This is a genomic window from Companilactobacillus furfuricola, assembly GCF_003946325.1.
Lineage (GTDB): Bacteria > Bacillota > Bacilli > Lactobacillales > Lactobacillaceae > Companilactobacillus > Companilactobacillus furfuricola.
The window spans coordinates 241,184-247,786 of record NZ_RHNT01000001.1 but is presented as its reverse complement, the minus strand read 5'-3'; the positions used below and the strand labels follow the sequence as shown (position 1 = coordinate 247,786).

The following is a 6,603-nucleotide window of genomic DNA, read 5'->3' as shown; positions in this document are numbered from 1 at the left end:
TTATTTTTCCTACTCATTGTTATCGTCTCCCGGACTGATTATTGTTTTTCATCTGTCCGGTTAAAAAAATTGTAGCAGAGGGTCATTATCAAGAGCCACTGCAGAAAAACCTTCGTGGGGCTCAAAAAGAAGTAATAATTATGGGACGTAAATTAAGTAAATTTTTGGAAGGAGAAGTGACGACATTAATTTCAATTAATTGTAATGTACATGTTTATAGCAAATCTATGCCTGTAGAATTTGAGGATTCTAGGCTGAAATTCACTGTTTACGAAAACAATTTACCTAACTGTGTAATCGTTGATGATCGTCAGATGTGGATCAGTAGTGATTTTGGATTTCAGTACGATAGTGGGTTGACTACCTGCATTGAACATCCGGAATTGATTAAACAATTTAAACAAATTTTATTCAAAAATACTTAAATCAATAATGCTGAAATTTTGTATTTCAAGGGATAATATTTTAAATATTTTAAGAATTATAGTTTAATAAAATGAGGAGGTATGTTTATGCAATTTGTAAAATTAAGTAATGGTGTTTCAATGCCAATGATGGGATTTGGAACTTATCAACTAGACAAGTCTGACGTGGCTTCATCGATCCAAGCAGCAATCGATGCCGGCTATCGTCACTTTGACTGTGCTCACATTTATGGCAACGAAGTTGAAGTTGGTAAAGCATTCAAAAATTCTGGCGTTAAGAGAGAGGATTTGTTCATCACTTCGAAAGTTTGGAACGATGATCAAGGTTACGAAAGCACATTGGCTGCCTTTGATAAGACGCTCAGCGAATTGCAACTAGATTATTTGGACCTATATTTGATCCATTGGCCAAATGAAGAAAACATCCAATTGAGTTTAGATACTTGGAAAGCATTGGAAAAGATTTATAAAGATGGCAAAGCTAAGTCAATCGGTGTTTCCAATTTCTCTGAAGAACAATTGAACAAGGTCTTTGAAATGGCTACTGTTAAACCAATGGTCAATCAAATCGAACGCCATCCTTACAAGACTCAAGAAAAATTGGGTGCTTTTGATAAGGCAAACGATATCGTGAATGAAGGTTATTCACCAATCGGCCATGGTCATTTGATCCTTGAAGATAAGACTATTAACAAGATCGCCAAAGACCACGGCAAGAGTCCTGCTCAAGTAGTATTGCGTTGGCAGATCGATACAGGATACGTAGTATTTCCTAAGTCATCCAACATCGATCATGTCAAAGCCAATATTGACATTTTTGATTTTAGTTTAAGTGATGATGAGATCAAAGCTATTAGTGCCTTAGATAAAGATGAACACTTGAATTATGACTAAATATATTCGTTAAAATAGATCATTAGCTTGATCTATTTTTTTTGTTCAATTTAATAAAAGAGCATCATCAGGTATAATTGTCAGCAGTGCCATGGTCGCTGAAGACGATCATGTTGAATCATTTAGTATTGATCCTGCGCTTGAATTAGTAGGATCAAGGCTTTTGAGAGGATTATATGGCAAAAGAAACAGAAAATAGTATGGTGGATCTAGCTCAGCCTGTTCATCAACAATTAAATCAATATCGAGTTAATCAGATCCAAGCGGTATTGTCACTCTTGGATGAAGGTAATACGGTACCTTTTATTGCGCGTTATCGGAAAGAACGGACAGGCACTCTTGATGAAGTGGCCATTCGTGAGATCGAAGATGAGACCAATCGGTTGATGAAGCTGAACCAAAGACGTCAAGAAGTCATGAAATTGATCAATGAGCAGGGAAAATTGACCCCTAAGTTGAAAAAGAGCTTAGAGCAAGCTACTGTTTTACAACAAGTTGAGGATCTGTATCTTCCGTACAAGCAAAAGCGAAGAACGAAGGCAACGATTGCCAAAGAGGCTGGACTTGAGCCTTTAGCAAAATGGATCATGACCTTTCCCGAAACTGGACTGGATGAAAAAGCTGATTCATTTGTTGATCCTAAAAAGGATCTTCCTGACATTACAGCGGTTTGGGCTGGCGTCCATGAGATCTTAGCTGAGAATTTTAGTGAACGAGCTGATTTTCGTGAATGGATCCGTAAGTATACTTGGAACAACGGAGAATTGACTAGTAAGCTTAAGCGAAAAGCTGAAGAAGCTGATGAGCAACAAGTTTATCAAACTTATTATGATTTCCAACAAGCTTTGAAAAAAATTCCTCCTTATCGAATATTAGCTATTAATCGTGGAGAAAAAGAAAAGATCTTGACCGTCAGTATCGCTTTAGACAATACGTCTATCTTGAATCATTGTAATTTTCAACTAGTCGGGAAGCGAGTCGGACCTGCCGTCAATAAGATCAAAGATGCTTTTGCAGATGCCTATAAACGATTCTTAGGGCCAGCTATCGAGCGAGAATTGCGTCGTCAAATTTCAGAAAGCGCAGATGATCATGCGATTCAGATTTTTGGCAAGAATCTGTATCATCTACTCATGCAAGCACCACTGAAAGGTAAAGTGGTGATGGGCTTTGATCCAGCATACCGAACGGGATGTAAATTGGCAATCATGGACGAAAATGGTCGCTTTTTGACTAAACAAGTTATTTATCCACATAAACCAGCCAGTGAAAAACAGCGCCAAGCTGCAGGGCCAGAATTCAAAAAGTTACTAGAAGATTACCATGTTGAAATGATCGCAATCGGAAACGGGACCGCTAGCCGCGAATCGGAAGAATTCGTTAGTGAAATCTTGAAGACGTTAGATCATCCCGTATACTATGTGATCGTCAATGAAGCCGGTGCCTCCGTTTATTCTGCTAGTGCAAACGCTCGTGCCGAATTTGCAGACCTCCACGTTGAAGAACGTTCTGCTGTCAACATCGGTCGTCGGTTGCAAGATCCTTTAGCCGAACTGATCAAAGTGGATCCTAAAGCAATTGGGGTTGGACAATATCAACACGACGTCCCAGAAAAATCACTCGACGAACAATTAGACCGTGTTGTTGAAACTGCCGTCAACCAAGTTGGGGTCAATTTAAATACCGCAAGTCCCGAATTACTGACTCATATCTCAGGTTTAACATCAACGACGGCGAAAAACATCGTTAACTTCCGAAACGAAAACGGTCAGTTCAGTAATCGTCAATCGCTAAAGGATGTCCCTCGTTTAGGACCGAAAGCGTATCAACAGTCAGTCGGCTTTTTACGTATCATCGGGGGGAGTGATCCTTTGGATAATACAGACATCCATCCGGAAAGTTATGCGGCCACACGAAAATTGTTGTCCGGATTAAAAGCTGATCCAAATGAAATTGGTACTCCAGAATTGCAACAAAAATTAAGTGTGATCGATCGACCAATGTGGGCTGATAAATTAGAGATCGGTCAGGAAACGCTTAAGGATATTATTGAGGGACTGAGCAAGCCTGGACGTGACCTCCGTGACAGTATGCCGGCTCCATTATTGCGTCAAGATGTCTTGACCATGGCCGATTTGAAGCCAGGAATGGAATTGCAAGGAACGGTTCGCAATGTCATCGACTTTGGGGCTTTTGTTGATATTGGCGTCAAACAAGATGGGTTAGTCCATATTTCCCAATTAGCTGACCACTACGTCAGTGACCCAAGTGCCGAAGTCACAATCGGTGATATCGTCACCGTTTGGGTTTTAGATGTCGATGAACAACGAAATCGGATCCAATTAACGATGCGTAAGGATCAAGTAAATCCTTAAGGATCAACTTAATCAAATAATTCGAGTGAACAAAAAAAGAGTAACTTTTAACTTTTCAGGTTAAAGTTGCTCTTTTTCTATAAGTTCAATTCATAAGCTAGACGGGCGTTGTCTTCATGATTTTCAGCTGGTTCACTGACATATATTTTTCCACGATGAACGTATCCAGAACTTTCAGCCAAATGTTGCATTCTTTGGTTAAGTTGATGGGTGTCGATCCGAAAATTGTGGACACCGTTTTGATAAGCATAGCTGATCAAATTTGAAACGAAAAGTTTTCCGAGATGTTGTCCGCCAAAATCTTTGCTGATGGCGATCCGATGGATCGTAGCATATGGCTGGTCATTGATCTTCCATTTGCCATTAAAAATTTCACGGTAATTAGGATCGTCGGCAACGATCAATGTCGCTGTGCCGGCAACTTGTTTATCAACTATTAGTAAAAAACACTGCTGCGCCATGATGTCATTTCGTAGAGTTTCCTCATCGGGATAACCATTTTGCCATTGGGGACTTCCATCTGTTTTTAACATCGCCTGAGCTTGGTGGATAATAGTCATTATTGAGTCTAAATCTGTGATTTGTGCATGTCGAATAAAAGCTGAACTCATGATGTTCCTCCGTATAAAAGTAATAATAAAAGTTTATCACTCTTACAGTGAAAAAATGGACACCATTTTTTAAATTCTAATAAAAATTGAAAAGCATTTTTCATATAAATATTAGGAAAAACGTAATTATTATCAACAAAAATATGGAAACAGTTTTTCATTGTTTTTTAAGATCGTGTTTTTTATCATTAATAAGATCACGATTTGGTCTAGACAGATATCTTTACAGTTCACCTGAGACTAAATTAAAGCAATTGATCAAATAATTAAACAAGGGGAAGACATATGAAACAGGGGAATTTTTTAAAAAAATGGCAATTTTGGCTAAACGCTGGGGGGATTCTGTGTATATTATTAGTTATTGTAGCTCTGGGGATTAATCGTAATTCTGTTAAAAACAGTAATCCACAAGTGGCGCATTCAAAAATCGAGAAAAAACCATCTAATGATTCAAAGTCCCATAAGAAATCAGATAAAACAAAGAACAATTCCAAGAAATCTGAGCAAACTCCTAAAGATATGGCAGATGAGATGGATAAAAAATTTGTTGCTACAGATTATGATGCGACCATTACCTATGATAGCCTTGCAAGAACTCCAAAGGAATACAGTGGCAAGAAAGTCACATACAATGGAGAAGTGGTACAAGTCATGGAAGACGAAAAATTAACAGCGCTAAGAATAGCCATTAATGGTGATAGTGACACAATTGCATACTGTAATGTTCCAACTGCAATATTACGTGACAATCATGTTTTGGAAGATGATCAAGTTACAATTTTTGGCCTTTCTAGTGGCTTAATCACGTATGAATCAGCCATGGGTGGAGATATCACGATTCCTTCTATCATTGTTACCCATATTGAGGATCATGGAAAGAATCCATATTAAGAAATTGCTTTCGTTGAGATAAGTATATTGTAATATATGCAAAAAAACGCAAATTCATTATTATCAGTGTATGTTGAATTACACATAATGAACTTGCGTTTTTTGATTTTATTCAAAATATTTCTTAGCAATATTTTTGTAAATCGTAATATATTGCAAGTAATCATCCTCAAAGACGAATTCATTGATCTGATGGGCGCTTTCGTTACCAGGACCAGCTACGATCACATCAAGATCAGAGTTAGCACCAACAAATTGTGAGGCATCAGTACCACCTGGGGCGCCAACGACAACACACTTTTGTCCCCAGACCTCCTCGTATACATCACGAGCAATGGTGACCAATTTAGAGTTTAAATCAGTCTTAACTGGCATGTTGCTTGAATCAACGACTAATTCTAAGTTCATCTTTGGATCATCGCTGTTTAATTGTTCGATCAATTTCTTGATTTGATCAAGGATCTCGTTGTTGTCAAATTCAGGGATGGTTCTAACTTTTACACCCAGATAAGCATAGTCTGGAATAGTATTTGGTTGTTCACCAGCTTTAAAGATCGTTACTGCGGCCTTAGTATTACCCAATGCATCATCGGTATAATCTGTAATAGTCTTGAAGTACTCGTTTTGGGCAGTGTAGAACTTGATCAAATTGTCGATCGCATTGACGCCGGTTTCAGGCATAGAACTGTGGGCAGCTTTGCCGTGCGAGATAACTCGATAATCAACAGAGCCCTTGTGTGCGGAGAAGAAAGAATGACGACCAAATTTATCTGGGTTAGGTTGAGGGATGCTCAACATACCACTGCCAACTAATTTATCGATCACCATTTGTGAAGAACCGTTGCTAGGCTCACCGACGATCAAGGCGTCCAAATCGTTGGCGTAACCTTGTTCAGCTAATTGTTTAGCACCAATTTCACCAAGTTCTTCACCAACTGTAGCCATGAACTTAATCTTGTGAGTAAAGTCTTTGTCTTCATTTAGCTCGATCAAAGTAATCACTAAGGCGTCCAAACCACTCTTCATATCGGCAGCACCACGGCCAATGATCTTACCGTCGATATGTTTTGGATTGAATGGACCATAGTTCCACTTGTCAGCTTCGACTGGGTCAACTACATCTTCATGTCCGGTGAAACCAAGGACTGGACCTTCACTGTCTGGATTGATCGTGGCAATCAAATTGTAGCGGTCGTCGTCCACTTTGTTGAGTTCCGCTTCAATACCATTGTCTTCAAAAATTTTTTTCAAATAGTCAGCGACTAGTTTTTCTTTGCCGTTGACAGTTTCAAGTTTAATTAAATCATCCAAGATCGATAATCTTTGCTCTTTATCCATTTAGGAAACCTCCAATGTTCTGTATAATAAAACTAATTACACTTAGTATAATATTTTTTGCGCTCGAAT

General features: G+C 38.6%; 6 protein-coding genes. 4 read left to right on the top strand and 2 right to left on the bottom strand.

The window, feature by feature from the left end; translation table 11 throughout:
- Nucleotides 1-140: 140 nt before the first annotated feature.
- The 3 genes from EKM78_RS01125 to EKM78_RS01115 all read left to right on the top strand — a co-directional run bounded on the left by EKM78_RS01125 (nt 141) and on the right by EKM78_RS01115 (nt 3,694).
- Nucleotides 141-425: a hypothetical protein gene (locus EKM78_RS01125; RefSeq protein WP_125768117.1), complete on the top strand. Its 285-nt coding sequence runs from the start codon at nt 141-143 to the stop codon at nt 423-425.
- Between the two features lie 87 nt (nt 426-512).
- A complete protein-coding gene (locus EKM78_RS01120; RefSeq protein ID WP_125768115.1) occupies nt 513-1,319 on the top strand; it encodes an aldo/keto reductase in 807 nt (268 codons plus the stop codon).
- 176 nt (nt 1,320-1,495) lie between these two features.
- Nucleotides 1,496-3,694 carry a Tex family protein gene (locus EKM78_RS01115; protein ID WP_125768113.1) on the top strand — a complete coding sequence of 733 codons (2,199 nt, stop codon included), beginning with the start codon at nt 1,496-1,498 and terminating at the stop codon, nt 3,692-3,694.
- 77 nt (nt 3,695-3,771) lie between these two features.
- On the opposite strand, the gene EKM78_RS01110 is transcribed toward EKM78_RS01115, so the two are convergent.
- Complete coding sequence (locus EKM78_RS01110) at nt 3,772-4,305, bottom strand: GNAT family N-acetyltransferase (RefSeq protein WP_125768111.1); 534 nt, start codon at nt 4,303-4,305, stop codon at nt 3,772-3,774.
- A gap of 285 nt (nt 4,306-4,590) precedes the next feature.
- Between EKM78_RS01110 and EKM78_RS01105 the strand changes: the two genes are divergently transcribed.
- Nucleotides 4,591-5,196: a hypothetical protein gene (locus EKM78_RS01105; protein ID WP_125768109.1), complete on the top strand. Its 606-nt coding sequence runs from the start codon at nt 4,591-4,593 to the stop codon at nt 5,194-5,196.
- A 108-nt stretch (nt 5,197-5,304) separates the two neighbouring features.
- Here the strand turns inward: EKM78_RS01105 and EKM78_RS01100 are convergent, their stop codons facing one another.
- Complete coding sequence (locus EKM78_RS01100) at nt 5,305-6,534, bottom strand: M20/M25/M40 family metallo-hydrolase (RefSeq protein WP_125768107.1); 1,230 nt, start codon at nt 6,532-6,534, stop codon at nt 5,305-5,307.
- Nucleotides 6,535-6,603 lie beyond the last annotated feature (69 nt).

Bases quoted from the DNA above. Each gene is read 5' to 3' on its own strand.
- EKM78_RS01125 (WP_125768117.1), top strand. From the start codon at position 141: ATGGGACGTAAATTAAGTAAATTTTTGGAAGGAGAAGTGACGACATTA.
- EKM78_RS01120 (WP_125768115.1), top strand. From the start codon at position 513: ATGCAATTTGTAAAATTAAGTAATGGTGTTTCAATGCCAATGATGGGA.
- EKM78_RS01115 (WP_125768113.1), top strand. From the start codon at position 1,496: ATGGCAAAAGAAACAGAAAATAGTATGGTGGATCTAGCTCAGCCTGTT.
- EKM78_RS01110 (WP_125768111.1), bottom strand. From the start codon at position 4,305: ATGAGTTCAGCTTTTATTCGACATGCACAAATCACAGATTTAGACTCA.
- EKM78_RS01105 (WP_125768109.1), top strand. From the start codon at position 4,591: ATGAAACAGGGGAATTTTTTAAAAAAATGGCAATTTTGGCTAAACGCT.
- EKM78_RS01100 (WP_125768107.1), bottom strand. From the start codon at position 6,534: ATGGATAAAGAGCAAAGATTATCGATCTTGGATGATTTAATTAAACTT.